Annotated in this window: 25 protein-coding genes and 1 pseudogene; 20 read left to right on the top strand and 6 right to left on the bottom strand. The window is 53.1% G+C overall.

Features of this window, described 5'->3' with window-relative positions:
• Positions 1-167 precede the first annotated feature (167 nt).
• A complete protein-coding gene (locus TRICHSKD4_RS18535) occupies positions 168-626 on the top strand; it encodes an iron-sulfur cluster assembly scaffold protein (RefSeq protein ID WP_009468444.1) in 459 nt (152 codons plus the stop codon).
• Positions 627-743: 117 nt separating this feature from the next.
• Here TRICHSKD4_RS18535 and TRICHSKD4_RS18530 read toward each other — a convergent pair whose 3' ends face one another.
• Positions 744-1,691, bottom strand: coding sequence for an alpha/beta fold hydrolase (locus tag TRICHSKD4_RS18530; protein ID WP_009468443.1), 948 nt, complete (start codon positions 1,689-1,691; stop codon positions 744-746).
• Between the two features lie 100 nt (positions 1,692-1,791).
• On the opposite strand from TRICHSKD4_RS18530, the gene TRICHSKD4_RS28385 reads away from it, so the two are divergent.
• Positions 1,792-2,418 carry a TetR/AcrR family transcriptional regulator gene (locus tag TRICHSKD4_RS28385; protein WP_050763471.1) on the top strand — a complete coding sequence of 209 codons (627 nt, stop codon included), beginning with the start codon at positions 1,792-1,794 and terminating at the stop codon, positions 2,416-2,418.
• 472 nt (positions 2,419-2,890) lie between these two features.
• Here TRICHSKD4_RS28385 and TRICHSKD4_RS30340 read toward each other — a convergent pair whose 3' ends face one another.
• Complete coding sequence (locus tag TRICHSKD4_RS30340) at positions 2,891-3,076, bottom strand: hypothetical protein (RefSeq protein ID WP_009468441.1); 186 nt, start codon at positions 3,074-3,076, stop codon at positions 2,891-2,893.
• Between the two features lie 46 nt (positions 3,077-3,122).
• Between TRICHSKD4_RS30340 and TRICHSKD4_RS18515 the strand changes: the two genes are divergently transcribed.
• The 4 genes from TRICHSKD4_RS18515 to yidD all read left to right on the top strand — a co-directional run bounded on the left by TRICHSKD4_RS18515 (position 3,123) and on the right by yidD (position 4,887).
• On the top strand, positions 3,123-3,389 hold the full coding sequence (locus tag TRICHSKD4_RS18515) for a hypothetical protein (RefSeq protein WP_139052201.1): 267 nt from the start codon (positions 3,123-3,125) through the stop codon (positions 3,387-3,389).
• The gene (locus TRICHSKD4_RS18510; RefSeq protein WP_009468439.1) at positions 3,376-3,858 is read left to right on the top strand and encodes a DUF411 domain-containing protein; all 483 of its coding nucleotides are present in this window, start codon (positions 3,376-3,378) and stop codon (positions 3,856-3,858) included. The genes TRICHSKD4_RS18515 and TRICHSKD4_RS18510 overlap by 14 nt, the downstream gene beginning before the upstream one ends.
• An 82-nt stretch (positions 3,859-3,940) precedes the next feature.
• Positions 3,941-4,432, top strand: coding sequence for a cytochrome c (locus TRICHSKD4_RS18505; protein WP_040617223.1), 492 nt, complete (start codon positions 3,941-3,943; stop codon positions 4,430-4,432).
• A gap of 107 nt (positions 4,433-4,539) precedes the next feature.
• Complete coding sequence (yidD, locus tag TRICHSKD4_RS18500; RefSeq protein ID WP_009468437.1) at positions 4,540-4,887, top strand: membrane protein insertion efficiency factor YidD; 348 nt, start codon at positions 4,540-4,542, stop codon at positions 4,885-4,887.
• A 132-nt stretch (positions 4,888-5,019) separates the two neighbouring features.
• On the opposite strand, the gene TRICHSKD4_RS18495 is transcribed toward yidD, so the two are convergent.
• Entirely contained in the window at positions 5,020-5,343 is a 324-nt protein-coding gene (locus tag TRICHSKD4_RS18495) for a hypothetical protein (protein ID WP_040617101.1), read from the bottom strand.
• 402 nt (positions 5,344-5,745) lie between these two features.
• On the opposite strand from TRICHSKD4_RS18495, the gene thrS reads away from it, so the two are divergent.
• From thrS to TRICHSKD4_RS18475, 4 genes are all read left to right on the top strand, one after another.
• Entirely contained in the window at positions 5,746-7,716 is a 1,971-nt protein-coding gene (thrS, locus tag TRICHSKD4_RS18490; RefSeq protein WP_009468435.1) for a threonine--tRNA ligase, read from the top strand.
• 148 nt (positions 7,717-7,864) lie between these two features.
• Positions 7,865-8,707, top strand: coding sequence for a lysophospholipid acyltransferase family protein (locus tag TRICHSKD4_RS18485; protein WP_009468434.1), 843 nt, complete (start codon positions 7,865-7,867; stop codon positions 8,705-8,707).
• 285 nt (positions 8,708-8,992) lie between these two features.
• Positions 8,993-9,928 carry a ketopantoate reductase family protein gene (locus tag TRICHSKD4_RS18480; protein WP_009468433.1) on the top strand — a complete coding sequence of 312 codons (936 nt, stop codon included), beginning with the start codon at positions 8,993-8,995 and terminating at the stop codon, positions 9,926-9,928.
• A 272-nt stretch (positions 9,929-10,200) separates the two neighbouring features.
• On the top strand, positions 10,201-11,916 hold the full coding sequence (locus tag TRICHSKD4_RS18475) for a Na/Pi cotransporter family protein (RefSeq protein ID WP_009468432.1): 1,716 nt from the start codon (positions 10,201-10,203) through the stop codon (positions 11,914-11,916).
• Between the two features lie 9 nt (positions 11,917-11,925).
• On the opposite strand, the gene TRICHSKD4_RS18470 is transcribed toward TRICHSKD4_RS18475, so the two are convergent.
• On the bottom strand, positions 11,926-12,639 hold the full coding sequence (locus tag TRICHSKD4_RS18470; RefSeq protein ID WP_009468431.1) for a GNAT family N-acetyltransferase: 714 nt from the start codon (positions 12,637-12,639) through the stop codon (positions 11,926-11,928).
• 134 nt (positions 12,640-12,773) lie between these two features.
• Between TRICHSKD4_RS18470 and hisC the strand changes: the two genes are divergently transcribed.
• Positions 12,774-13,832 (top strand): histidinol-phosphate transaminase, encoded by a 1,059-nt coding sequence (hisC, locus tag TRICHSKD4_RS18465; protein WP_009468429.1) that lies wholly within the window; start codon positions 12,774-12,776, stop codon positions 13,830-13,832.
• A gap of 11 nt (positions 13,833-13,843) precedes the next feature.
• Here the strand turns inward: hisC and TRICHSKD4_RS18460 are convergent, their stop codons facing one another.
• Positions 13,844-14,434, bottom strand: a complete 591-nt coding sequence (locus TRICHSKD4_RS18460) for a DUF1194 domain-containing protein (protein ID WP_208993130.1) — start codon at positions 14,432-14,434, stop codon at positions 13,844-13,846.
• Between the two features lie 165 nt (positions 14,435-14,599).
• Positions 14,600-15,643, bottom strand: coding sequence for an endonuclease/exonuclease/phosphatase family protein (locus tag TRICHSKD4_RS18455; RefSeq protein ID WP_009468427.1), 1,044 nt, complete (start codon positions 15,641-15,643; stop codon positions 14,600-14,602).
• 262 nt (positions 15,644-15,905) lie between these two features.
• Between TRICHSKD4_RS18455 and TRICHSKD4_RS28380 the strand changes: the two genes are divergently transcribed.
• From TRICHSKD4_RS28380 to TRICHSKD4_RS18410, 9 genes and pseudogenes are all read left to right on the top strand, one after another.
• Positions 15,906-16,694, top strand: coding sequence for a GGDEF domain-containing protein (locus TRICHSKD4_RS28380; protein WP_009468426.1), 789 nt, complete (start codon positions 15,906-15,908; stop codon positions 16,692-16,694).
• Positions 16,695-16,916: 222 nt separating this feature from the next.
• Positions 16,917-17,168 carry a PepSY domain-containing protein gene (locus TRICHSKD4_RS18445; RefSeq protein WP_009468425.1) on the top strand — a complete coding sequence of 84 codons (252 nt, stop codon included), beginning with the start codon at positions 16,917-16,919 and terminating at the stop codon, positions 17,166-17,168.
• Between the two features lie 33 nt (positions 17,169-17,201).
• Positions 17,202-17,868: pseudogene (locus TRICHSKD4_RS18440) on the top strand (response regulator transcription factor).
• Positions 17,858-19,300, top strand: a complete 1,443-nt coding sequence (locus TRICHSKD4_RS18435; protein WP_247642831.1) for an ATP-binding protein — start codon at positions 17,858-17,860, stop codon at positions 19,298-19,300. The pseudogene TRICHSKD4_RS18440 and the gene TRICHSKD4_RS18435 overlap by 11 nt, the downstream one beginning before the upstream one ends.
• A 122-nt stretch (positions 19,301-19,422) precedes the next feature.
• Complete coding sequence (locus tag TRICHSKD4_RS18430; RefSeq protein WP_009468421.1) at positions 19,423-19,857, top strand: RT0821/Lpp0805 family surface protein; 435 nt, start codon at positions 19,423-19,425, stop codon at positions 19,855-19,857.
• 151 nt (positions 19,858-20,008) lie between these two features.
• Positions 20,009-21,511 carry a hypothetical protein gene (locus TRICHSKD4_RS18425; protein WP_009468420.1) on the top strand — a complete coding sequence of 501 codons (1,503 nt, stop codon included), beginning with the start codon at positions 20,009-20,011 and terminating at the stop codon, positions 21,509-21,511.
• An 85-nt stretch (positions 21,512-21,596) separates the two neighbouring features.
• Complete coding sequence (ccmI, locus tag TRICHSKD4_RS18420) at positions 21,597-22,730, top strand: c-type cytochrome biogenesis protein CcmI (RefSeq protein WP_009468419.1); 1,134 nt, start codon at positions 21,597-21,599, stop codon at positions 22,728-22,730.
• Between the two features lie 57 nt (positions 22,731-22,787).
• The gene (ccmE, locus tag TRICHSKD4_RS18415; protein WP_040617100.1) at positions 22,788-23,228 is read left to right on the top strand and encodes a cytochrome c maturation protein CcmE; all 441 of its coding nucleotides are present in this window, start codon (positions 22,788-22,790) and stop codon (positions 23,226-23,228) included.
• Between the two features lie 49 nt (positions 23,229-23,277).
• Positions 23,278-24,902 (top strand): heme lyase CcmF/NrfE family subunit (locus TRICHSKD4_RS18410; RefSeq protein ID WP_040617099.1); only part of this gene is annotated, 1,625 nt, incomplete at its 3' end.

The following is a 24,902-nucleotide window of genomic DNA, read 5'->3' as shown; positions in this document are numbered from 1 at the left end:
CAATTTCGGAGTAAGGAGCCTTTTATAATGCCAACAACGCGACGTTGGGTAATATATTTGCGACCGAACTTCCACTTGCGGATTTTCCGCCAATGCCAATCTATATAAGATGTAAGGCGTGAACCGCAATTGGTTGGTTGCTCACTGTAAGTCACAAAGAGGCGAGAATGCTGGACGATATTTACAACAGCAAGATTCTGGAGTTTGCCGGAAACATCCCGCGCACGGGCCGTCTCGACAATCCGCAGGCTTCTGCGAAGGCTCATTCCAAGCTGTGTGGTTCAACAGTTGTGGTGGATCTCGCCATGGCTAACGGAGTGGTGCAGGACTTTGCACATGATGTGAAAGCCTGCGCGCTTGGCCAAGCGGCCTCGTCCATCATGGCTCAAAATGTGATTGGTGCGACCCCGGACGAGTTGCGCGAGGTGCGCCAGAAAATGCGGGCCATGCTGAAAGAAGGCGGCGAACCGCCGACAGGCCGGTTTGAAGACCTGAAATTTCTGGAGCCGGTGCGCGACTATAAGGCCCGCCACGCCTCAACGCTTCTAACCTTCGATGCCGTTGTCGACGCGCTTGAACAGATCGAGGCGGGGCAAACAGCTGACGCAGAAGCAAAAGCCTGCTGAGCCCGCGCCTTTGAGCGCGCACTCACCAACCAAAGCCGAATGTTCCAGAAGCGGCTCGACATTATTCAGCTGGAGTGGACCAAGTTGGCCTAGCCCAACAAGCAATTGTTTCCGCTCCTAGTCTGCGATCCATTTACGTACTAAATCTGCAAACTCAGTGCTTTTATCTTGATAGCAAAAATGGCCACAATTTTGGAACACATGCAGGGTGCTGTTAGATAAACAATCATGCAATTGATGAGCGTTCTCAACCTTCAAAAAAGCGTCTTCATCCGCCCAGAATACTTGCACTGGCACTTTTAGGTTTTTTATGTTCGCCGTCAGATCCTGACAGCCCTCGGGATATTGTTTGAAGTGTTGTGTAATCTGGCCGATCCGGCCCAGATATGAGCTCACATAGTCGTCAAGTTCATTTTTTGTCGGCCGGTAATGCAAATATCCTAGTTGTAATGCGCCAGCGAGGAAGGTTTTTGCGCCGTTTATTCTCACCATTGTGCGCCAAAAACCAGAGTAGACAATCTTTCTGATCAGACTTCCGTCTGCAGATGGCAATATCCCAGGACCATCGCCGATTAGCAGGCTTTTTGCTTTGTGTTCTCGATGAATTGCGTAGTGCATTGCTATTGGCATGGCGATGTCGGGCGCAACAATATGCACATTTGACAGACCCAACGCATCGATGAACTTTTCAAGAAATGCGCTTTGTGCTGCGAATAACATATGGTTGGAGTTGCCGTCGCTGCCGCCAAACCCCGGAAGATCAACAGCGATGAGGTCTGACTCTTCTTCCAACTGCGCCCATACCGCATTGTAGCAAAGAATGCTCTGAGGCAGAGGGCTGAGGAACAATACGGTCGGGCGATTTTCCTTCCGGCTTTGAGCAAAGCGAACATTGAGCCCGTCAAGCTCCATACGCTCTGTGCGCATTTGGAACTGCGAATCCTCGTAATCAATTTCAGAGGCTTTTGCCGAGCGTAATCGTCTAACCCGGTAGTACTCCGGAGTGATTAGCATCAAGCTAATCGCATTCATTCTGGCAAAGAAACCAAGAGGATCATTTGGCATTTGGAGGTCTCGTAACATTTAGCTGGAAGTCGTCATTTGATTTTCGTAACTATAGGTACGAAATTCAAAAATCAATAATAAAATACCTAGAAGTACGAAAATGAAATTAGGCGAAAAATCCCGTGGCAGACCTAAGACCTTGATCCGGGACGAAGTCTTGAATGTTGCGATGATTAAGTACTGGGAGCAAGGAGCTTCCCAAGTGTCTATAAGTGACATCAGTAAGGCACTTCAGGTATCTAAACCCGGTGTGTACCGCGAATTTGGCAATGACGACGGCCTTAAAGCAGCAGCCCTGCAAACCTATCAAAAAATAGCCGTTGATCCGTTTCTCGGTCTTCTCCGTTGCAAGAAACCGCTCACCGATACGTCGATGGATATTATCACTTTCCTGATGCAAGACAGAGACGCTCTGGGCATCCCGAAAAGCTGTTTGTTTGTCAACATGCGCATGCAACGAGACAAAATGGGACCCGAAACAATGAAAGTCCTGGATTGGTTGCGCACTCACTTTTTGGAAAGCTTTGCGACCTGGATAGATAATTGCAAGATAACAGGTGAATTCAGGCAGGACATTCCGACAATGACAGCTGCGCACCAAATTGACTCTCTCCATGCTGGCGCAATGAGGATGCAAAAAGAAAACGTGCCAGCAGAAGAGATCGAACTGTACCTAAAACACGGTTTGGCCGGGATCACCGGAGAAACAAGGATTTTGAGTCAATAGCGCAGGCCAGCGGCTTTTATTTTAACACATTACACAGCTATTAATGTGCTGCCCCCACAGAATGAGGCGCTGTTGGATCAACTAGGTGTATGCGGGCTTTAGCTGCTTTCGGTCGTCGACGCGCTTGAACAGATCGAGGCGGGTGAGACAACGAAAGCAGAAGCCTGCTGAGCCAGCGCTTCACAGACCCAAACGCGTCCTTTGGTGACACCGCTTGACCTTCCGCCTGCTGGAAAGTTCATAGTGGACTTTTCTTGATGTGGTGCAGGGTCTGGATGCGGTTTGCATTTACAATTTTGTTGGTTGTGTTTTCTTTCGGCTTGCAGGCCGCGATTGGAAGCACAATACCGCATTTGAATTCGTCAGTGCTTGAGGCCCCTCACAAAGCCTCTCTCCACGGAGTGACCGGGGAAGAGGAACCCGCAGAAGAGATGTCTGCGATGCCTCTCTGCTGTGAGGCGCTATTGGATGGTCACACGGCTGATGGCTCCGCAAAGGACTGCCCAGCCTTTTGTCTTGCCCTTTCAGAGGCCCCGAGCATCACTTTAAACGCCATGAAGTCGGCGCTTGAACCAACCTTGGTGCGTGTGGCGCGACCGGCCAATCCGCGCCCTGTCGATCCGCCCCCAATATCAGCCTGATCTTTTTGAAAATTCATGCGTGGCCTTCAGCCGCGTTTCGGATGACTGAAGATGAGGTTCGGTATGAACTTAGATAATCAAAGTGGCGCGCCTATGCGCGGTCATACGGCATCATACGCCGTGATGTTGATCTGCTGCCTTGCCATGGTGGCGGGCGGAGCAATTTATTTCATTGCAAGTGGTGGAGTGGACGCATGGACATCGACCGATAGTCTCTGGTTGGCGTCCACGTTTCTTTCCTGCGTCCTCATGCATGGCTTGTTGCATGTTTTGATGGGCAAGAAGTGCCCCGCGTCCATGGTTGAGGAAAAGCAACATGCTGAAAAATAAGCGTTCCATTGCCAGTGGTCTCGTCGCTGCTGCGTTGCTGATCTCCGGTGCCTCACTGGCCGACGATAACGGCTCGAAAGGGCGGATGACCGTCTACAAAACGCCTTGGTGTGGATGCTGTACGGCCTGGTCGGAGCGGATGGAGGCGGAGGGCTATCGTGTTGTCGTGCACAACATGGAAGACCTGACTCCAATTCGCCAGCAGGCGGGTGTTCCAGATGACATGCAGGGTTGTCACACGGCAGTTGTCGAAATGGGCAAGAAATACGTGGTTGAAGGCCATGTGCCACCGGCGGCGATCTCTAAGATGCTTGACGATCAGCCTGATATTCGCGGAATAGCCGTCCCGGGCATGCCTGCTGGCTCTGTTGGCATGGGCGAAAGGCCGGATGCGCGTTACACCGTGTTCTCCTTGGCGGGTAAGTCGGGCGCAAAGCCTCAGCCTTTCATGGAATTCGGCGCGAACTAAGCGACGTCTTTTAAAAACACGACGCTTGGGCGAGGGGGGGCGTCCAAGCGTTTCCGAGACTGTGGACCTTGCGAAGGCTGATATGCCCAGAAGAACCATCACTTTACTTAGCTTTTTTGTTCTCGGGATTGTCGGGCTCGTCGGCGCTGGATTGTGGCTTATGGCTGATCCAAAAACTGGTATCGGTTTTGACCCCACGACGTCCGAATTTCTGTTTGCGCCGAATAACCCGGAGGTGGTTGCGATGGGCAGCCAAGTTTATGCGGACAACTGCGCTTCCTGCCACGGGGACAATCTGCAAGGTGCTGCGAACTGGCAAACGCCAGATGAAAACGGACAATTGCCCGCCCCGCCGCATGATCAGACCGGCCACACTTGGCACCATTCTGAAGAGCTGTTGTTTCGCATCACGAAATATGGCTCCGCCGCTGCTCTTTTGTCCGATGACCCTGTGCTGTCCATGCCAGCTTTTGAAGGCATCTTACATGACGGGGAAATCCTCGCGGTTCTCTCCTTCATCAAGGCCCAATGGCCAAAGGATGTTCAGGAGATGCACGACCGCATGTCCCGATGATCACCAACACACCCTCATGCCATCTGCTCAAGTTGGACTAGGAATGGCGAATGGGCTGGGGTAGGGAAGACCAAGAGCAGTAACTTCAAGAGTGAACAGCCAAGATCGTGTGCCCACCTGAAAAATCAAAGTCCGACATTGCTGCCGCGTCCATCCCGGCGCGCATTGGGCTTGGTCTGATCTGGGTCTACCGGCATTCCTTGTCGCTGTTCATGGGGCGGACCTGCCGCTATGCGCCGAGCTGTTCGGAATATACCGCCGACGCGCTCAAACGCTTTGGCCTGTGGCGCGGAGGCTGGCTGGGCCTTTCCCGTATCCTGCGCTGTAACCCGTGGGGCGCAGACGGCTATGATCCGATCCCCGACCAACTGCCCCAAGATGCCCGCTGGTATCTCCCCTGGCGCTATGGGCGCTGGACTGGCGAGCATATCGCGGAGAAGGATCGGTTGGGGTGAGGGAATAAAGTGCTGTATTTCCCGAATCCACTAACTTCAAAAATGGTATTTTTCGAAGAATAAATACTTCAGGAATTTTGACTTCAGGTGCAAAAATTGCTTGCTGTGCGAATACGATGATAATCGATTGCTTCAATAGCCGACATTTAATGTGAGATGGGGTGAAACCAGCAATCCCGCACATATAAATAAAATCGCTGTGAAGTGTTTGGATAATGGGTTAGGCAGGTTCGGGTTAATTTTTGCTATGAATACTGCGATAGTGAACATGCCCGTGCCAATGAGAACTAGCATGTAAGCCTTGGTAAAGATGTAGTTAGTAGGCAACCAGAGTGCGATAACCATTGCTGATTTGGCTAAGCCTACACTTTGAATTACGAACGTGAAAAACAAAAAGCCTAACGCCATTGCCACAAGGCCGGCCTGCGCATGCGCAGCCAAGTTTGCGACCGTCATTCCGGACCATTATCCAATAATGGGCATGCAAATAGCCAGAAAAAATAGTCCCCTATTGGGAATACTGCCTTCAAAATTGAGCATGCAAATTAGGCCAAAGCTAATAAAAATAATGCTCATGGCCCAGCTGTAGTCGATCATCAAAATAATCCCTTATTGGCAGTGGGCAATGAATTCATAAATGACCAAGCGTAACTTGATCACTTTCGGTTAAAACTTAGTTCTTCGGGTCAGCAAGAATCCGGCAAGCAAATTTGCGTCAATTGTTGAGGTTGGCCCCTGACCCCCATTCCCTCCCTTGCACCTGTTGCCCTTAGACCCCAAATCCCCTAAAGCTTCCCGCGCCCAATAAACACAAAACGCTTACCTGCCTTGTCTGCAGGAGTGAGCAGGAGAAAACGCATGATTCAACTGACGTTTCCTGACAATTCCGTTCGTGAGTTTGAAGACGGGGTGTCCGGCGCCGATGTGGCGGCCAGCATTTCCAAGTCTTTGGCGAAAAAGGCCGTGGCCGTTGCCCTTGATGGCGAATTGGCCGATTTGTCCGACACGATTTCCAAAAACTCTACCATTGAGATCGTCACTCGCGATGATCCGCGCGCTGTTGAGCTGATCCGCCATGATGCGGCGCACGTTCTGGCCGAGGCGGTGCAGGAACTGTGGCCGGGAACGCAGGTCACCATCGGTCCGGTGATCGAGAACGGCTTTTACTACGACTTCAAGCGCGTTCATCCCGACACCAAGGAAAACTGGCCGTTCGCGACCGACGACCTTGAGGTGATCGAGAAGAAGATGCGCGAGATCATCCAGCGCAATCAGCCGTTCACCAAGGAGCTTTGGTCCCGCGAGGAGGCCAAAAAGGTCTTTGCCGAAATGGGCGAGGACTACAAGGTGGAGCTGGTCGACGCGATCCCGGAAGATCAGGACATCAAGATCTACAAGCAGGGCGACTGGTTTGACCTGTGCCGTGGTCCGCATATGGATGCAACGGGCCGAATTGGCACCGCTTTCAAGCTGATGAAGGTGGCCGGAGCCTATTGGCGCGGGGACAGCAACAATCCGATGCTGTCGCGCATCTATGGCACCGCCTTTGCGAACGATAAGGATCTCAAAGCCTATCTCCACATGCTGGAAGAGGCGGAAAAGCGCGATCACCGCAAGCTTGGCCGCGAAATGGACCTGTTCCACTTTCAGGAAGAAGGACCGGGCGTTGTGTTTTGGCACGACAAGGGCTGGACGCTTTTCCAGAACCTTGTGTCCTACATGCGCCGGCGTCTTTCCGGGGATTATCAGGAAGTCAACGCGCCGCAGGTTCTCTCCACCAAGCTGTGGGAGACCTCCGGTCACTGGGCCTGGTACAAGGAGAACATGTTCGCCGTTCAGGGCGCAGACCCGGAAGACGAGGATACCCATGTCTTTGCCCTAAAGCCGATGAACTGTCCGGGCCATATCCAGATCTTCAAGCACGGCCTGAAAAGCTACCGCGACCTGCCGCTGCGCATGGCCGAGTTTGGTGTGGTTCACCGTTACGAGCCGTCCGGCGCAATGCACGGCTTGATGCGCGTGCGCGGCTTCACGCAGGACGATGCGCACGTTTTCTGCACCGATGAGCAGATGGCGGAAGAATGCTTGAAAATCAACGACCTGATTCTGTCAGTCTATGAGCATTTCGGTTTTGAAAAGATTGTCGTGAAGCTTTCCACCCGCCCGGAAAAGCGGGTCGGCTCGGATGAGCTTTGGGATCACGCCGAAGAGGTGATGGGCAAGGTTCTGGAGCAGATCAAGGAACAGTCCGGTGGCCGTGTCGAGACCGACATCCTGCCGGGTGAGGGCGCGTTTTACGGTCCGAAGTTTGAATACACCTTGCGCGATGCCATTGGCCGTGAATGGCAGTGTGGCACCACGCAGGTCGACTTCAACCTTCCGGAACGCTTCGGCGCGTTCTACGTCGACAACAATGGCGAGAAGCAGACGCCGGTGATGATCCACCGCGCGATTTGCGGCTCCATGGAACGCTTTCTCGGCATCTTGATCGAAAACTATTCCGGTCACTTCCCGCTGTGGCTTGCGCCGCTGCAGGTGGTGGTCGCCACGATCACCTCCGAGGCCGATGATTATGGCCGCGAGGTTGCTGGAAAGCTGCGGGCTGCTGGTCTCAAGGTGGAAACCGATTTCCGCAATGAGAAGATCAACTACAAGGTCCGCGAGCACTCGCTGGCCAAGGTTCCGGCCATTGTGGTGTGCGGCATGCGCGAAGCGGAAGAAAAGTCGGTCAACATTCGCCGTCTAGGCTCCAAGCATCAAACGGCCATGAGCCTTGATGAGGCCATCGAGGCTTTCCGCTCCGAGGCTGTTCCGCCAGACTTGAAGTAATTCGGTCAGAACTTATTTAATACTTGAGGGGAAAGATGATCTCGATTGAGTGAACTTTCCCCTTTGTTGTGATAGGTGTCACAAAACTGCAATGACCTGAGGCTATCGGGTTTCAATTCGCTAAATGCACGATCAAGAGTGACGCGCCTTGGATCAAGCTGAATTCAGTTACGCCAACCCTGACCATCCTTGGCATAAACGCCTTCTCATTCGCACGATTGAGGGGATATCCGGTCGCCGCAAGCTCATGTCAGTTTATGAAATCTGGCGCGACTCCATGGTGGGCACGTCCGATTACATCTGGAGCGATCTGCTTAGCCTGATCAAGATTGATGTCTCGGTGAGTGGCGGCGAATGGCCACCGAAAAACTTGCCGGAAGGCCCGCTGGTTATTGTTGCCAACCATCCCTATGGCATTGGTGATGGGCTTGCGATCCTGTCCTTGGCAGAGCAGCTTGGTCACCCCTTCAAGATCATGATCAACAATGAGCTTTTGAAGGTGCCGGAAGTGCGCCCCTATTCGCTTCCCGTTGACTTTGAAGAGACCAAGGAAGCGCTGAAGACAAACATGGCGACCCGCAAGGAAGCGCTCAAGCTTCTGGCAGAGGGTACAACGATTATCGTGTTCCCCGGGGGCGGTGTGGCGACAGCACCAAAACCGTTTGCCCGCGCTGAAGAGTTTCCATGGAAAACCTTCACCGCCAAGCTGATCCGGTCTTCAAAGGTGACAGTTTTGCCGATCTATTTTGAGGGTCAGAACTCGTGGTTGTTCCACTGGGTCAGTGGGTTTTCTTTGACATTGCGGCTGGCTCTTTTGGTGCGTGAGTTCCGACGCATTGTCGGTAAGGCCATTACGGCACGCGCGGGGGCACTGATCCCCTATGAAACGCTGTCAGGCTTTAAGGACCAGAAGGAAGTCATGGACTTCCTGTTCGACAAGGTCATGGAAATGCGCCCCGCCGACAAACGCAAGCGGTTGTTGAAGCGGTAGTTATGCTAGCTTGCCGTTCCCTTGCACGGCGATTTTGCAGATCCAGATTGATGTATCAGGTGAGCCAAAGCTTTGAAGTATCTGGATCTTGCCATGTACAATTTGCGGTTATTGGCAAGTGGATGCTTTTGGTAAGTCATCACGCCTAGTGCTATTCTTAGTCGATTTTCCGGCGTGTAAGTATTTGTTTTTACTCTGGCTATTTTTTTCTGATACGTACTTGTGCTAATGCGTTTGATGAACATAACCTAACGTTATTTTTCTGATTCATAGCGAAAGGTTATCATGAAAATTGCAATTCTGGGTGCTGGTGCAATGGGATCAGTGTTTGGGGGGCACCTTGCTTTGGCTGGCAATGATGTTTTCCTAATCAATATCGACAAGCAGTTTGTAGATACTGTCAACTCAAATGGACTCGTGGTTGAAACGTCCAGTTCAAGGGATGTTGTAAAAGTCGCTGCGTATGACAATCCAAGTGTATTGGGGGTTGTTGATCTAGTCTTAGTTCTCGTCAAAAGCTTCCACACCAAAGAGGCCATGCTTTCCGCGCTCAATTTGGTCGGGGATCAATCGGTAGTAATGTCTTTGCAAAACGGATTGGGGCAAGAAGACTTGCTTGCCGAAGTCGTAGGTCGCGATAAGGTCATAGCCGGAAAGACCTTTGTTGGTGGAATGATGGTTTCGCCCGGACACGTACAGTCTGGTGTTGAGGGTAAGGAAACGATTATCGGTGAACTCGATGGTAGTCTGACTTCACGAGTGTCTTTGGTCGAAAAAACGTTTTCTGCTGCGGGGTTAAAGACAACTGCAACGGACAATATCGTGGGGGCAATGTGGGACAAATTCTTGATTAATGTTGCTGCAGGAGCATTGTCCGGGATTACCGGTCTCAATTTTGGAAATCTATATGACCTTTCTGAAGTTGAGGAAATTGGTGTCGCTGCTGTGGCAGAAGCAATGGCTGTTGCGGAGGCTCTGGAAATAGACCTGGAAATTGAGAACCCGCAGGACGCATGGATTAAAGCATCTTCTGGTTTGCCGTTTGAATTCAAAACCTCAGTTTTGCAAAGCATAGAACGCCAAATGATCACAGAAATTGATTTCATAAATGGGGCAGTTGTTCGAGCAGGACTCAAGGCGGGAGTTTCCACTCCAGTTAACTCCACCCTTGTTGCTTGCATAAAAGGTATTGAGCGAAGTTTTTCGCCGAAGAAAATGTAAAACCGCAAACATATTGGTTTGAATTCGTAAACAGCTGTATTTTTTTGCCATAGGCAGAGAAGGGCAGCGTGGATAGAACAACAGAATAAGAGGAATGGTGTTGGACTGTTGATATTAACGGCCAGCTAAGTGGAGTTTGTTGCGCTTTGGCCTGTGCTTTCCTAGCCGGTCTCGATGTTGCTTTTGGCTGATAGAAATCTGTTTATCTCGTTGTTTTGGTCCGTCTTGCTGGTATCTACGAGTTGCATCGAGTACGGGAAAACCCTAAATTGGTGAAAAGCGTACAAAGTGCGCTTTTTGATGTGCCAATCAAGGTGAATATGAACGAGTTCGGGTTTTTCAGCTTTGCGATTCAGGTGGCCGGGGCCGCTGCCCTTTTGATTTGGGCAGTGCGTCTAGTTCGAACAGGGTTTGAGCGATCGCTTGGGGCGAATCTCCGCAAATGGCTTCGCCGATCCACCAACAATCGATTGAGGGCGGCTTTGACTGGCGGCGTTTCTGCGCTTCTCTTGCAAAGTTCGACTGCAGTTGCCCTGCTAACATCCGGCTTTCTGGCGAATGGATTGCTGGCTGCACCCGCGGGATTGTCAATTCTTCTCGGGGCTGATCTTGGGTCGGCGGTTGTTACCCAGTTGCTCATTTCTCGGCCCGATATTGCCACGCCCGTTCTGCTGCTGGTCGGAGGGGTTTTTCACTTGAAGGGCCGCAGCAAGCGGTTTCGTCAGGCGGGCCGGATCATCCTCGGGCTGGCGCTGATTTTCCTGTCTCTGGATTTGCTTGCTCACGCCAGTGCTCCACTGCAGCAAAATGAGACAGCCCGACTGATTATGGTTTATCTCGGGCAGGACCTACCCGTGGCGTTTCTGGTTTCTGCGCTCTTCACTTGGGCAGTGCATTCCAGCGTTGCTTCCGTTCTTCTATGGGTGACATTGGCTGGGCAGGGTATCCTGCCAATGCCAGCGGCTTTTGCCATGGTGCTGGGGGCAAACCTCGGCGGCGCGATCATTGCGTTCATCCTGACCTATTCTACCCCTTCTGCTTCAAGACAGATGGTGCTGGGCAACCTAATTTTGAGGGGAGGCGGGGCCACCGTCTTGTTGTTTGCCATGGAACGAATGGCAGTTCTTCCTTCGGTTCCTGGCGACTCACTGGAACAGCAGGTGATTAATTTTCATCTGCTCTTCAATCTTACCCTGTTGTGCATAGGTCTTCCGCTGGTTTCTCTTGTTTCGCGGTTTGCGTTGATGCTCTTGCCGGCTGACAGACAATCTGAGGACCGGGACTTTTTCACCAGCATAACTGCACTGAAGCCCGAAACCCTTGCCCATCCGCAACGGGCTTTGAATGGTTCCATCCGGGAGACCCTTCGGCTGGCGGAATTGCTGGAAGTCTGCGTTCGGGAAATTTGGGAGAAGGCGGACAAACTGACTGACGATGATGTCAAGAAAATGCGGCACATGTTGAATGTTGTGTTGGGGCGTTTTCAGGAGTTGAAATACTTTCTGGCCAAGATTGAGGCCAGCAAATGCACGCCCGAGGAGATCCAAAAGGCGCAGGCGCTAACCACAACAGCGATCAGCCTGGAAACAGCGACAGACCTCATGTCCAACAAGTTGCTACGGGTGTTTCAGCGCCTCAGGGAGCAAAAGCTTCAGTTCTCCGATGAAGGTCAGGTGGAACTTGATGAGTTTTTTGACCTTGTTCTGCATAATATTCAGTTAGGAATTGATGTGCTCTTGACACAAAACCCCGAAGCGGCACGGCATTTGGTTCAGCAGAAAGAGCGCACCCGGCAGCTTTTGAACAACTTGCAGAGGCGGCATATGGAGAGATTGGGAGCAAGCAACTCGGAAACTATCGAGACCAGTGCGTTTCACCTCGATATTCTGAACACGCTAAAGCTCATTAACACATCTTTCTCCACCATCGGCTATCCGATCCTGGAAGAGCGCGGAGAACTCCTGCGTAGTCGCTTGCAAGTCATTTGAACAGTTAGGTTAGTCACGGTCCGGAATTGTTTTAAGCCGCGCTTTCTGCCGTCCATCTGCATCAAAATTCTCCGGATCAAGCCATGCCTTAAACGCGGATCTTACGTGCGGCCAATCCGTGTCGATAATCGCGAACCAGGCGGTGTCGCGATTGCGGCCCTTGTAGTGGGTGGCTTGCCGGAACGTGCCTTCGTGCTGAAAGCCAAGACGTTCTGCTGCCCGGCAAGACGGAGCGTTGAGCGCGTCACATTTCCATTCATAGCGGCGGTAGCCCAGCTCGTCGAACACGCGGCGCATCATCAAGAACATGGCTTCAGTCGCTGCCGGATGGCGCTGGAGCAGCGGAGAGAAGTGGATGTGCCCAACTTCGATTACACCGCTTGCCGGGTCGATCCGCAAAAAGCTGGCCAACCCGATGGGGGTGCCGGCGGGATCAAGGATGCTGTGAAAAAGCGGATCCTCGCCAAGACAGGTTGATCTCATCCAGATTTGGAAGTCCTCTAGCCGGTCAAACGGGCCATAGGGCAGATAGGTCCAGTTTCTTCCCTCGTGATCGTGCTTGTAGGCCTCAAATAAGGGTTTGGAATGGGCCTCGATATCCACCGGTACGAGCGAGCAAAACCGACCGATCATGGGCGTTTTAGGCGGAACGGGCCGTGGGAAGGTAACGTCAACCGGCGCTCCGACCGGTTGGCCCAAGGCGTTTTGATGGGGAGTGCTCATGCCGTGTCCCGATCCCTTTTGCTCATTGCTATAAGTGGTTGGGTACCTGATCTTTTTGCAAGGAAAAGGGTGTCTGTGTTTCAGAATGCTCTATGTTGCCTTTTCCAAGGACACACCTTTCAGGAAGCATGACTATGAGCCGGTTCTGGAGCCCACTGGTTGAAAAACTCGTTCCCTATGTTCCGGGAGAGCAGCCCAAGGGGCAGACCTTTATCAAGCTGAACACCAATGAGAACCCTTATGGTCCCTCTGCCAAGGTGCTTGAGGCTATTCAGGCGGCGACAGGGGATGAGTTGCGGCTTTATCCTGATCCCGTTGCTGGCGGCCTGCGCGACAGCATCGCTGCATCCTTTGGTTTGACGCGAGAGAAGGTCTTTGCAGGCAATGGCTCTGATGAGGTGCTGGCCCATGCGTTCAACGCCTTTTTCACCGGCAAGCCACGCATCGTCTTTGCCGATATCACCTACAGCTTCTACACGACCTATTGTCAGCTGTTTGGCGTGGAATACACGACCTTTCCGCTTAACGAGACCTTCGAATATGACCTTGATGATTATCAGGGCCCTTGCGGCGGTGTGGTGATAGCCAATCCCAACGCGCCGACAGGCATTGCCTTGCCACTGGAAAAAATTGAACAGGTGCTGAAGCAGAACTCGGATGTGGTTGTCATTGTCGACGAGGCTTATGTCGACTTTGGTGCGGAAAGTGCGGTGCGTCTTGTGCCGCGTTATGAAAATCTTCTCGTTGTTCAAACCTTCTCCAAGTCGCGCAGTTTGGCTGGTGCGCGGGTGGGGTTCGCAGTTGGGCAGCCGCACCTGATTGAAGGTCTGAACCGGGTCAAGGACAGTTTCAACTCCTATCCACTCGACCGTCTGGCTCTGGTTGCGGCAAAGGCGGCGTGGGAAGACGCAGAGGGATTTGAGCAAACGCGGTCCAAAGTCATCGCATCGCGTGAAAAACTGGCAGGTCAGTTGGCAGAGCTGGGCTTTTCCAGTCTGCCGTCCGCTACAAATTTCCTGTTTGTGTCTCATAGTTCAGTTCCTGCAGCTGAACTGCAGGCTGGTTTGAGGGCGCGCGGAATTTTGGTACGTCATTTCTCAAAACCGAGAATTGAGAATTGGCTCAGGATTTCAATTTGCACGGATGATGAATGCAGGGCTCTGGTGAGGGCACTGCAGGAGATCTTGCAATAAGTCGAATGTACTTACGGGAGATTGAGTGCAAACTGATCGCCCCGGATTTCTCGAAGCAGCTTGCGGATCATCGCGTCTCTATAGCCTTCGAAACTGTCGGTGATTTCGATAAACGCGCCCGGACCATGAATAACTTCATCATGGTAGTAGCGGATGGCGTTTTGATCCTCACCGATCACGAGCCCGTTCACGGTCACATCTGCAAGCGGAAAGGCCTTGTAGGCGCTTGAGGGGCCGAAGCCATCATTCGTGACGCCGTCTCCAGCCATGTCGATGACATTCCGCTCACACGTTTCGGGCGCACGCGTTAGCAAAACGGATGCGTGTCCCAGAGCATATCCAAGCGCGGTTGGAAACTCTGTTTGGGAGCGAGGCTGTGCGGCGATCACATCAGCTGCGGCTTTAATGTCAGCCTCATTGACCAAAAAACGCCAATCCAGCTGCGTTTTCTGATTGTACCGTCCGCTCCACTCAAAGCTTGTCAGCCAGATGCCGCCAACATTTCCAATGGCCGTCATCACAGACGGGTCTGTCAGGGCATCCGCAAGGCCATTTAATTGAAGGTCGTGCTCGGTCGCATCGACACTGGCGGAGACATCCATGGCCAGCACCAGCGAAAGTGAGCAGGCTGAAACCGAGGTTGAAGAGGCTATCAACAAACCTAAACCAAAGGCACTCGCCAAAAGGGCGCGATTCAGCTGATGTGTGGCTGCGCTGTCCATAAAGATACGATACGCAGCCACACCAACTTGGCAAGTCGTCAGCGATCAAACTTCGCGGATCTTCAGCCCAACGGGGAAATGATCTGAATAACCGGCCTCATTCACGTTCGAGGCGGCATCTCCTTCTGGCAAGCCAAAGCGGATCGGACCATCGCCCGTTCTGTGTGATACCATTTCCGGAAACGCGATAATGCCGCCACTGCCGTCAACATACTTGAATTCGCTATCTGGGTTGGCGTCGACAAGTGGGCGATTGACCAACAGGTGGTCAAAAATGTTGCCGTTATAATTGTAGTAGAGCGTGCCCTCCAGCATGCGGGAATTGCCTTTGTGGTCGATAGCTGGCGTGACGAGGTATTCCCATGCGAGATTGTAGAATTTTGGTGAGCGAGCGCGTTCGACATCGCCGCGTTCACGCGTTGCCAGCGCGTTGACTGTCAAGCTGCGATCCCAAGGGTCGTCATTCATGTCGCCAAAGGCGATCACTGGTGTACGGTCCTTCTTTGTCGCTTCTTCAAAGATGCGGCTATGCCAATAGGAGAGAGTTTCTCCGGCTGTTGCTCGAAATCCCGCGCTCGCCTCTGGGCCTGCGCCTCCGTAACGGGATGGCCAGTGATTGGCCATGGCCACGAGTTCTCGCCGGCCCTGATTGGTTTTGAAGGTGACTTGCAGGATATCCCGTGTTCCAGTGCGGCGCATGACGCGGTGATTGAAAACCAGCGCTTCATCGACGGAAAACCGGCCCTTGTCATAGATAAAGGCGGTATCGATGCCGCGATAGCTGAGATCGTTGGTCTCAGCAATCACGGAATAGTTTCTGTTTGGTAGGCTGGGAGCGAGCGTGTTGATGAGGTCTTTGAGAACGTGTTCATCTTCCGCCTCGCAGACACCCAAAATGTCAGGGCCTGCGCCATCATTCATCTGACGAATAATACTCGCCAGCTGTGCCAGTTTCTTGTCGTAAAGCGCCTGTGTCCATCCGACGAGATCACTGGCGATATCCTTTTTGACCCAGTCCAGCCGGTGGGGGTGGTTTTCTGGTCCAAACAGGTTTTCTAGATTCCAGAATGCGAGAAAATAGTCGCTCATTTTTTAAATCCTTATTCAAAAAGCTGTTGTGCACAAATACCGGTGCCAAATGAACGTAGCATGGCGATCGGCTATTTGGCGTTGGAATGAATGTTTGGAAGGGCTTTTTGGAATTTTGAGGCTCTCAAAAGCATATCTGCAATTTAAAAAAATATATACTAATGGTTGTGTAATCAGTTTCATATATTTTTGTTATGTTTTGGGTGGAGAGTGGCTGCGTTACTCTATCAGGGGTTGAGTTGAACCTTAGGGAAGTTGCGTCATGAATACAGGTTCATTACGCTTGAAGATGCGGAACAATTGGGATGTTCTGTTTTGGACAACCATCACGGTACTCATTGCGCTTGCGACGACCGGCCTGATTGGCTGGATTTTATTGCCACTAGAGGTGTTCGCTGCCGCAGCCCCAAGCATGTTCCTGATTGCGCTTTTCTTGTCGTCGTGCATGTCGCTATTTGCGTGCCGCCAGATCATGCACCTGCAGCTGGCCCATAAGACAATCAAACTCCTCCATGCCACTGATGCCTTGACGGGTACAACGACCCGGCGCCGTTTCTTTGAGGCTCAGGCGGAGACGCAGGCTGCGCCTGCGGTTGTAATGATGGTGGATGTCGATCATTTCAAGTCAATCAATGACCGCTTTGGTCATCCTGTTGGCGACGAAGTTCTGGTTCAGATCGCCGGTACGCTCATGGAAAATGTTCGGGACCGTGATTGGGTTGTGCGGATGGGCTGGGAGGAGTTTCTAGTCTTTCTGCCTGAACTTGATTGGCGTAAAGCTCAGGAGCTCGCCACTGACCTTTGTTCCGATGTGGCCCGCTTGCGCTTTGAGATAGATGAGCATGAAATTGATGTGTCGATCAGCATTGGTCTGGCCGAACACGATGCGGCGAACACGATAGATGGCGCGATACAGGCAGCAGATCAGGCGCCTTTGAAAGCAAAGGCTGATGGCCGGAACCGTTGGCGAAAAGCCTTGAGGAATCGCCTTCAGGACAATACGCCCGAGTTGACGGGCTCTAGCGCCGTGGCGGGTAACATTGCCGGGTAGAAACTTAGACTTGAATGCCTTCGCAATGATCCGTCAGCATAAGCTATCTCTATAGAATGAATGATCATTTTGGGCGCCTCAGTGCGGGCAGAGGGCTTGACCCATGCGGTTAACCTATTTCTATTTGCCATGAACCGACTGTTCAGGTCATGTTCAGCCGGAGACACTTATAACGGCGGCAACTACCGGTTGGGGTTGGCCGGCAAACTAGGAAGAATTCCCGTGATAAGACTGTTTGCGTTCTTTTCTGTTTTCCTTTTGCTTGCCGGAACAGCAAGTGCTGCGTGCCTGTCGCAAGGTGAGGCGCGGTCAGTTGTTGCTTCGGGCAAGGCTAAACCCCTTGCAGCCGTGCAAAGTCAGGCAGGTGGGGAAATCGTCAAGGCGCAGCTGTGTCAGGAGGGGGGCGGATATGTCTACCGGCTCTCGGTTCTGGTCAATGGCAAGGTGACCACCAAGGTTGTTAGCGCAAACTGATTTTCTCTTTTTATTGAATAGCGGATAAACACAATGCGCCTTCTCGTCGTTGAAGATGATGCAGATCTTAATCGCCAACTTGTGACAGCACTGGAAGAGGCTGACTATGTCGTCGACAGCGCGCAGGATGGGGAAGAGGGGCATTTCCTTGGCGACACGGAACCTTATGACGCTGTCGTTCTTGATCTCGGGCTTCCCAAATTGGATGGACTTTCCGTTTTGGAAAACTGGCGCCGGGATGGCCGGACAATGCCGGTTCTTATTCTGACAGCTCGTGACCGATGGTCTGACAAGGTCGCCGGGATTGACGCTGGAGCTGACGACTACGTCGCAAAGCCGTTTCACATGGAAGAGTTCTGGCCCGGGTTCGCGCTCTTGTGCGACGAGCTGCCGGACATGCATCCAACGAGTTGACCTGCGGCAAGGTTCGTCTCGACTTGCGGTCTGGCCGTGTCACGGTGGATGGTGGCCCAATCAAGCTCACATCTCACGAGTATCGCTCCTGTCATACATGCTGCATCATCAGGGCAAGGTGATCTCGCGCACCGAGCTGATCGAGCATCTCTATGACCAAGACTTTGATCGCGATTCGAACACGGTTGAGGTCTTTGTCGGGCGGCTGCGCAAGAAAATCGGCTCGGACATGATTGAGACAATCCGCGGCCTTGGTTACCGGATGGGGGAAGCCGGTGACGCGTGAGCGTGAAACGGCCCCTGATGCTGACAATGCAGGAGATGCGGGGGCGGGGGAATCACAAACCAGAAGAATGGTTGGCCAGCGGTCTCTTGCCGGTCGTCTGGTTCTTGTGGCAGCTGTATGGTCGGTTATTGCGCTGGCAGTAGCGGGTTTCTTCCTGGTTGGCCTTTACCGTTCCGCCGGAGAGCGGGCGTTTGACGCACAGCTGGAAGTCTATGTGCGCTCGCTGTTGGCTGACATGGTGGTGGAAAGTGACACAGCAGATGCTCCTGTGAACTTTCGCGCACCGCGCAGTCTTGGCGAACCGCGATTTTCTCTGCCTCTGTCAGGTTGGTACTGGACCGTGAGGCGCGCTGAAAGCAATGAAATCGTCTTTGCCTCGCTTTCTCTGGTTGGTGATCCGCTTCCGTTACCTGCACTTGAAGGCGTGCCGTCTTTTAGCGGGTTTGGTGAAGACCCGTCCGGACAGGAAGTGCGCTTCTATCAAAGTGAAATTGAGATCGGCAGCGATAAGCTGGTCGTTGCTGTTGCCATAGCGACAGCAGATTTCCGAGCCGAGGTTGCGGAGTTTGCCCGTCAGGTGGCGTTCACGCTTATCGTGTTTGGTTTGGGCCTCATTGGAGCTGTGTTTCTGCAGGTGCGTGTTGGCCTGCGGCCGCTTGTGCGTTTGCGCGGTTCGTTGAGTGCTGTTCGCAAAGGGGAGGCGGATCAGATTGACGAGAACCTTCCAACCGAAATTGCACCAGTTGCTATCGAGCTGAATGCATTGATTACATCCAATCGCGAAATCGTGGAGCGGGCGCGAACCCATGTTGGGAATCTGGCCCACGGTCTGAAAACACCCTTGAGCGTTATAGCCAACGAAGCCAGGACGCATGAGGGTGCTTTTGCTGACAAGGTCAGCGAGCAGGCCGGCATCATGTCGACGCAAATCCAGCACCATCTTGAAAGGGCCCGCATGGCTGCGCAGCGGCGGGTTATTGGTGTGTCCTGCGAAGTCGAGCCGACCCTATCCCGTCTCGTCCGTGCGATGGAAAAAATCTATCGTGATCGAGAGCTTCTGCTTGATCTGGAAGCCCCGCAAACCCTGAGGTTTCGCGGGGAAAGTCAGGATCTGGAGGAGATGACCGGCAATCTGATCGATAATGCCTGCAAATGGGCGAACTCCCGTGTCAGTGCCAAATGCGTGCCGCTTCTGGAAGGTGGTGGACGGGAAATGCTGGAAATCCTGATTGAGGACGATGGGCTTGGATTGTCGGAGGAAGAACGCCGAGAGGCTGTCAAGCGAGGACGGCGTCTTGATGAGACTGTCCCAGGAACCGGGTTGGGTCTTTCAATCGTAGCTGATCTGGCTGCACTTTATGGCGGTCGGTTGGAGTTGGACCGCTCTAACCTTGGTGGTTTGAAAGTGCGGCTTGTTCTGCCCGCCCTTTAGGAATTTATGATACACTTTTGTTGATCATACGCGTTGGTCGGGCTCAGTTCGGCCACAATGATTCGCAACAAATCTTCCTTGCGGGGAAAATCTGAATGCGGTCGGTGTGACGGAGGGAATGCATGCGTGCAGGATTTGTAACCGTATTGGTGGTTTCGGCCGGATTGGCCGGATGTTCAGCGATGTCTGCATCCGGAGGCGGTGGCCAATATGATTCGTCCTTTGGCGCTTCCGGTTCTCTTGCGGGCACGGACGCTAATTCTGCTATTGCGAACCTCCTGACAAATGATTTTGCCAAAAAACTGGACGCCTCTGATCACCGTGCGATGATTGCTGCGCAAAAGCAGGCACTTCGGACTGATGGTGTTGGGGCATCAATCGCATGGGAAAATGTTCGTACAGGACGCAGTGGAACTGTGCGTCCAGGTCCCGTTTATCACGTCAATGACACGACTTGCCGCGAATTCGTTCATGAGCTTGTTTTGGAAGGCGCGCCGGTTAAATCTCGGGGAACCGCCTGCAAGACCGAAAACGGCGGCTGGCAAACGCTCAGTTGACAGTCAAAATTCCGTAACGGCAAATAAATCTCATGGCGGTGCGTGGCTAATTCTGTAGCCCGCACAATAGGCTATGCCATTTGTTCAATGTTTATTTAAGTTTTCCACGTAGTTCTAAGCCAGCCATTTATTCCGGCAAAAAGTGTTTCCGATGAAAAACGCAAAACTGGTTACGGATAAAATTCAGACTTATTTGGGCGAGTTGAGCCCGAAAGCTGTTCGCTCACTTGTTGCGCGGCTTGAGAAATCGCAGGCCGCAGGGTCCGATGATCCAAATCTGGGTGTCATCCTTGGAGCTTCTTTAGACATGGTTCGAAGTGGCAAGCCAGTTGAAGAGACGTTTCGAGACACGCAATCGACCATGATTCGGAAAAATCAGGTTCAGCGGATGTTTTTCAAGCCGCTTGATGACTTCCTGATTGACGAGATGCTCGCTGAAAAACAACCGGGCCGCATTCTTCGTTCCATGCTGAACAAGATCTGGTTGTGGCTGAAGCGCGATGTGCTGACGGAAGAAATCTCTGCAGTGATCGAGCGGGCAGAGGACCCTGATTGCACGGATGACGAGCTCGCGCTTGAGATTGATAGCCTTCAGGACAAGGCCATTGTTGCCTTCCGGGTTGCTCTGGAGAGTTCGGACGAAGCAGAACTGAACCGTCGTCGGTTATCAGCAGAAATGGGTGGCGCACGCGGCCTGGCGGAGCTGAAGGAAGTCTACCGCGTCTTTCAGATGGAAGCCGATCTGATTGATCTTTTTGAGCCCTACACGGACACGCTCTATCCCAATCGTTTCAAGGTGGATACGGATCTTCTGCAGCGCTGTCAGGCATTTTTGAAAAAGCATAAGGGCAGCGTTGATATCCTTGCCGGTGCTTTGCTTTCCCGGACCAGCCATCCGGCGATGTTGCCCGGATTCGGGATCCGCCTTGCAGGCGTAAACAATCTTGCAGATCTCGCCAATTCTGAATTCACGCCTTTGATGACGATTGCGATCTCCGAAGTTGAGCGTCTTGCACTTCTGGCACACGATCACAGAAAATTTAATCCCGATCCGATCGGGTTTTCAGTTGCTCTTTCCGATTACCACGAAGTGCTTCGAGGGTTGGAAGTTGAGCTTGACTTGTCCCAACATCGGGCTTGGCGGGACCAGCTAACTGCCATCAAGCGGTCGGTTTCCAATCTTGTTGCGAAAGAACTGGAGTCTGTTCCGGGGCTGTTACGTAGTGCGATTGCCGTGCCAAAAATTGATCAGGACGGAAACCTTCTGATTGATCATGAACTGACGTCCAACGCGATCCGGTCTTTCCGCGTTTTTGTCATGGTGCGGAATGCGCCTGATACATTTGCGGTCAACGACTTGACGAACAAAACTCGCCAAGCCGTTGAACAAATGTTGGAAATTACCACCCGCTGGTTGATCAATGACCTGTCTGGCGTGATTGGGAATGAACAGAGAGCGGTATTGGCGGCAGCGGACAATGCCATCATGTTATGCGAGCTCTATTATGGGGGCGACTATGCTGCCCAGCTCCGCCGAAGCCGTCAGTCGGCTCTCGGTCTGCCAGAGCGTAAACCGGTAAAGGACCGTCCTGCAGGGCAAACCGCGTCGCTGCGCAAAGGACCTGTTCGTGCAGGTGCGAAATCGGGACGATAGGCGTTCATTATAGTTTCTAGAGCGACCGCTGGTCGCAGGAATTCGCGCTTGCCTTTCAAGCCTCTGCAATGTCTATAGTGCGCCCATGATGCTATGGATATTGATTGCAGCCTTGACTGCGGCTGCGTCCCTCTCGGTTCTCATTCCGATGGCTCGTGCGCGTTCGAACGAGGCCACGAGCGCTGCCGCGGATGAAGCTGTTTATCGTCAACAACTTGAAGAAGTTGATCGGGACCTGGAACGGGGCCTGATTGATGAGGCCGCCGCCGAAGCTGCGCGCACAGAAATTGCGCGGCGTTTGCTGGCTGCTAATGATCGTGTTCAGCACGCCCATGAAGGCGCAAAATCCAGTGCCGGGTTCCGTCTCAGTCAGGTGCTCGCCGTTGCCATCGTGCCGGTCGCAGCTCTTGGTTTGTATCTCTATCTTGGTTCGCCCAATATGCCTGACCGACCTTTGGCTGCGCGCCTCACGGCACCGCCGGAAGACCAGTCGGTCTCAGAGCTTGTTGCACGAGCAGAGCGCCATTTGGCGGAAAACCCGCAAGATGGGCGTGGCTGGGCGGTTCTGGCTCCCATTTACATGCGCCTGAACAATCCGGAAGCGTCTGCGAATGCCTATTCAAAGGCGATTGAGTTTCTCGGCCCGTCACAAGAATTCTTCACCAACATGGGTGAGGCTCTGACCATGGCGAATGAAGGCTTGGTGACAGCGAGTGCCCGTGAGGCTTTTGAGAAAGCGGTTGATCTGGAACCCACTGCAGTGAAACCGCGCTTTTTCCTCGCGCTTGCTCTTGGACAAGAGGGGCGCAAGGACGATGCCATTTCAGCTTGGGAAGCCTTGCTGGAGGGCGCTGATCCGACAGCTTTTTGGCTGCCTGCAGCTCGGGAAGAACTTCAAAAGCTCGGCGGAACACCACCTACAATGGCCGAGACCTTGAAGGGGCCAAACCGCGAGCAAGTAGAAGCGGCCAGCGAAATGAGTGCTGAAGACCGTCAGGCGATGATCCAAAGCATGGTGGATGGCCTTGCTGCCCGCCTTGCTAGTGATGGTGGCACGCTCGGGGAATGGCAACGGCTCATTCGTGCCTATATTGTATTGGGCGACGAGAGCAAGGCGACCGCGATACTCAACGAGGCTCGCGACGTTTTTGGATCGAATGCCGCAGATTTGGCCAAGATAGATGCGATGGCTGGAGAACTTGGCCTGAGTGGTCAATAGAGACAAAATGACCGGCGCAGGCGGAGGGGCCTGTAGCCTGAAATGGACGCAATTCGGATGACGCGAAAACAACGACGTTTGACGATGATCGGGACGGCTGGAGCCGTTTTGGCAGTGGCACTGGGCCTTGTGCTCTTTGCGCTGAATGATCAGATCGTCTTCTTCCAAAGCCCCACAGATATTGCTCAAAAGCAGATCCCTCAGGGTCAACGGATCCGGCTTGGCGGTCTTGTTGAAGATGGCTCGGTGGAACGCTTTGACGACGCCCGTGTGCGCTTTCGAGTGACAGACACCGAGAACGTGATTGCCGTTTCCTACAAGGGCATCCTGCCGGATCTCTTTAGGGAAGGGCAGGGCGTTGTGACCGAGGGGGTCATCGGACCGAACGGCGAATTTGTTGCCGATAGCGTGCTGGCGAAGCACGATGAGAACTACATGCCCAAAGAGGTGGCTGAAGCCCTGAAAGACAAGGGTCATTGGCAGGGCGAAGAACAGTAATCCTCTATAGAACGAGGGTTGAACCTGGGACGGACGCGGAACAAACGATATGATCGTTGAACTTGGACATTATGCGCTGGTGCTGGCCTTTGTGCTGACACTCATTCAGTCTGTGGTCCCGGTGTGGGGCGCCTTGAAGGAAGACGAACGGATGATGGCCGTCGCCGGTCCAGTTTCCGTGTCCATGTTCCTGCTGGTCAGTCTCTCTTTCGTCGCACTGACAATCGCCTATCTCACGTCCGACTTTTCGGTCGTCAATGTGTGGGAGAACTCCCACTCGGCAAAGCCGCTGATCTACAAGATTACCGGCGTTTGGGGAAACCATGAGGGGTCGCTTCTTCTTTGGGTTCTCATCCTTGTGTTCTTTGGCGCGTTAGTGGCTGTCTTTGGCGGAAATCTTCCAGCGCCCTTGCGCTCTGCCACACTTGGCGCTCAGGGGTGGGTCACAGCTGGTTTCCTCCTGTTCATGCTGGCGACGTCCAACCCGTTCAACCGCATCGTAAATCCGCCTGTTGAGGGCAATGACCTCAATCCCATCTTGCAAGACATTGGTTTGGCGATCCACCCGCCGCTTCTTTATGTCGGCTATGTTGGGTTCTCCATCACCTTCTCATTTGCTGTTGCTGCCTTGCTTCTTGGCCGGATTGATGCGGCTTGGGCGCGCTGGGTCCGTCCGTGGACCTTGCTTGCGTGGTGCTTCCTGACCCTCGGCATTTCGATGGGGTCTTACTGGGCTTATTATGAGCTTGGCTGGGGTGGCTGGTGGTTCTGGGATCCGGTCGAGAACGCATCTTTCATGCCTTGGCTCGCTGGTACTGCCTTGCTGCATTCAGCCATCGTGATGGAAAAGCGGGAGGCCTTGAAGGTCTGGACAGTCCTTCTGGCGATCTTCACCTTCTCCCTGTCTTTGCTCGGTACGTTCCTTGTGCGCTCAGGCGTGTTGACGAGTGTGCACGCATTCGCGACCGACCCTGCACGCGGCACGTTCATTCTGGTTCTGCTCTGCATCTTTATCGGTGGTTCCCTGTCGCTCTATGCTTGGCGTGCTCCGCTCTTGAAACAGGGAGGTTTGTTTGCGCCGATCAGCCGCGAAGGGTCTTTGGTCTTCAACAACCTGTTCCTGACAGCATCCTGCGCGGCGGTTCTGGTGGGAACCCTTTATCCGCTTGCTCTGGAAGCAGTAACTGACGAGAAGATTTCAGTCGGCGCGCCGTTTTTCAATCTGACCTTTGGCCCGTTGATGGTTCCATTGCTGATGGCCGTTCCATTCGGTCCGATCCTTGCGTGGAAGCGCGGTGACTTGCTTGCAGCGACGCAGCGGCTTTATGCAGCTTTCGGCCTTGCGATTTTGATGACCCTGTTCACTTTCTGGCTCTGGGGCATGGAGCGTGTGCTGGCTCCTCTCGGCGTCGGACTTGCGGTATGGGTTATGGCTGGATCAATCGCGGAGATTGTCACAAGGGTGAAGCTGTTTGAAATCGGCTTCACGCGTGGCTTGAGCCGCCTCAAGGGCCTGCCGGGTTCTGCATGGGGAACCGCGACGGCGCATTTCGGCATTGGTGTGACTGCACTTGGTATTGTCATGTCCAGCGCGTTTCAGGACGAAAAAGTCCTGACCATGTCGCCAGGCGACACTGTTGACGTGTCTGGTTATGCGATCACCTTTGACGGTGT

Source organism: Roseibium sp. TrichSKD4, assembly GCF_000148725.1.
Taxonomy (GTDB): domain Bacteria; phylum Pseudomonadota; class Alphaproteobacteria; order Rhizobiales; family Stappiaceae; genus Roseibium.
The sequence above is the reverse complement of the archived record's forward strand: the minus strand, read 5'-3'. Positions and strand labels throughout refer to the sequence as shown.

What these genes read in the sequence shown, in the direction of transcription:
- TRICHSKD4_RS18535 (WP_009468444.1), top strand. Translation starts at nt 168, where the DNA reads ATGCTGGACGATATTTACAACAGCAAGATTCTGGAGTTTGCCGGAAAC.
- TRICHSKD4_RS18530 (WP_009468443.1), bottom strand. Translation starts at nt 1,691, where the DNA reads ATGCCAAATGATCCTCTTGGTTTCTTTGCCAGAATGAATGCGATTAGC.
- TRICHSKD4_RS28385 (WP_050763471.1), top strand. Translation starts at nt 1,792, where the DNA reads ATGAAATTAGGCGAAAAATCCCGTGGCAGACCTAAGACCTTGATCCGG.
- TRICHSKD4_RS30340 (WP_009468441.1), bottom strand. Translation starts at nt 3,076, where the DNA reads ATGAATTTTCAAAAAGATCAGGCTGATATTGGGGGCGGATCGACAGGG.
- TRICHSKD4_RS18515 (WP_139052201.1), top strand. Translation starts at nt 3,123, where the DNA reads ATGAACTTAGATAATCAAAGTGGCGCGCCTATGCGCGGTCATACGGCA.
- TRICHSKD4_RS18510 (WP_009468439.1), top strand. Translation starts at nt 3,376, where the DNA reads ATGCTGAAAAATAAGCGTTCCATTGCCAGTGGTCTCGTCGCTGCTGCG.
- TRICHSKD4_RS18505 (WP_040617223.1), top strand. Translation starts at nt 3,941, where the DNA reads ATGCCCAGAAGAACCATCACTTTACTTAGCTTTTTTGTTCTCGGGATT.
- TRICHSKD4_RS18495 (WP_040617101.1), bottom strand. Translation starts at nt 5,343, where the DNA reads ATGACGGTCGCAAACTTGGCTGCGCATGCGCAGGCCGGCCTTGTGGCA.
- thrS (WP_009468435.1), top strand. Translation starts at nt 5,746, where the DNA reads ATGATTCAACTGACGTTTCCTGACAATTCCGTTCGTGAGTTTGAAGAC.
- TRICHSKD4_RS18480 (WP_009468433.1), top strand. Translation starts at nt 8,993, where the DNA reads ATGAAAATTGCAATTCTGGGTGCTGGTGCAATGGGATCAGTGTTTGGG.
- TRICHSKD4_RS18470 (WP_009468431.1), bottom strand. Translation starts at nt 12,639, where the DNA reads ATGAGCACTCCCCATCAAAACGCCTTGGGCCAACCGGTCGGAGCGCCG.
- hisC (WP_009468429.1), top strand. Translation starts at nt 12,774, where the DNA reads ATGAGCCGGTTCTGGAGCCCACTGGTTGAAAAACTCGTTCCCTATGTT.
- TRICHSKD4_RS18460 (WP_208993130.1), bottom strand. Translation starts at nt 14,434, where the DNA reads ATGGATGTCTCCGCCAGTGTCGATGCGACCGAGCACGACCTTCAATTA.
- TRICHSKD4_RS18455 (WP_009468427.1), bottom strand. Translation starts at nt 15,643, where the DNA reads ATGAGCGACTATTTTCTCGCATTCTGGAATCTAGAAAACCTGTTTGGA.
- TRICHSKD4_RS28380 (WP_009468426.1), top strand. Translation starts at nt 15,906, where the DNA reads ATGAATACAGGTTCATTACGCTTGAAGATGCGGAACAATTGGGATGTT.
- TRICHSKD4_RS18430 (WP_009468421.1), top strand. Translation starts at nt 19,423, where the DNA reads ATGCGTGCAGGATTTGTAACCGTATTGGTGGTTTCGGCCGGATTGGCC.
- TRICHSKD4_RS18425 (WP_009468420.1), top strand. Translation starts at nt 20,009, where the DNA reads ATGAAAAACGCAAAACTGGTTACGGATAAAATTCAGACTTATTTGGGC.
- ccmI (WP_009468419.1), top strand. Translation starts at nt 21,597, where the DNA reads ATGATGCTATGGATATTGATTGCAGCCTTGACTGCGGCTGCGTCCCTC.
- ccmE (WP_040617100.1), top strand. Translation starts at nt 22,788, where the DNA reads ATGACGCGAAAACAACGACGTTTGACGATGATCGGGACGGCTGGAGCC.